General features: G+C 66.8%; 1 protein-coding gene. It reads left to right on the forward strand.

Features of this window, described 5'->3' with window-relative positions; genetic code table 11:
* The coding region (locus AC1KVG_RS21770; protein WP_481095806.1) for an AMP-binding protein at positions 1-639 on the forward strand (639 nt) is incomplete at both ends.

Below are 639 nucleotides of genomic sequence, written 5' to 3' on the forward strand. Positions count from 1 at the left end.
CTTGCTCGACGCCTGGGAGGGCAGTGGGTATGTCATCGCCGATGGCGAATGGGCGCACGAGCGCATTGCCGCGTGCGCCACGCGTGCCGGTGCGCATCCTGCGTTGGTCGATGGCGATGTAATGCTCGATTACGCCACGGTGGAGGCTCAGGCCAACCGCCTGGCGCAATGGTTGCGTGCCCGCGGTATCGGCGAAGGCGCCTGCGTTGGTGTGTGTCTGGCGCGCGGCTGGCGCCAGCCGCTGGCCGCCCTGGCGGTGCTGAAGGCAGGCGCGGCCTATGTGCCGCTGGATCCGGCGTATCCGCAAGCGCGCCTGCGTGATGCGGTCGAGGATGCTGGCATCGCGTTGGTACTGAGTACGTCTGATCTTGCGGCTGAGCTTGCCTTTGATGGTGTGGAGACGACGACGCTGGATGCGCCAGCGTTCATGGCGGAACTGGAGGCGATGGCGGCGCATGCGCCGCAGGTGGTGGTGACCGGCGCGACGCCTGCGTATGTGATCTTCACCTCCGGCTCCACCGGCCGGCCCAAGGGTGTGGTCATCGGCCATGGCGCGCTTGCCGCGTATCTGGATGGACTGCAGGCGCAGTGCAATATCGTGCCCGCTGACAGGTTGCTGCAGTTCGCCTCGTTCGGCTT

The sequence above is a fragment of the Xanthomonas sp. NCPPB 3959 genome, assembly GCF_056675575.1.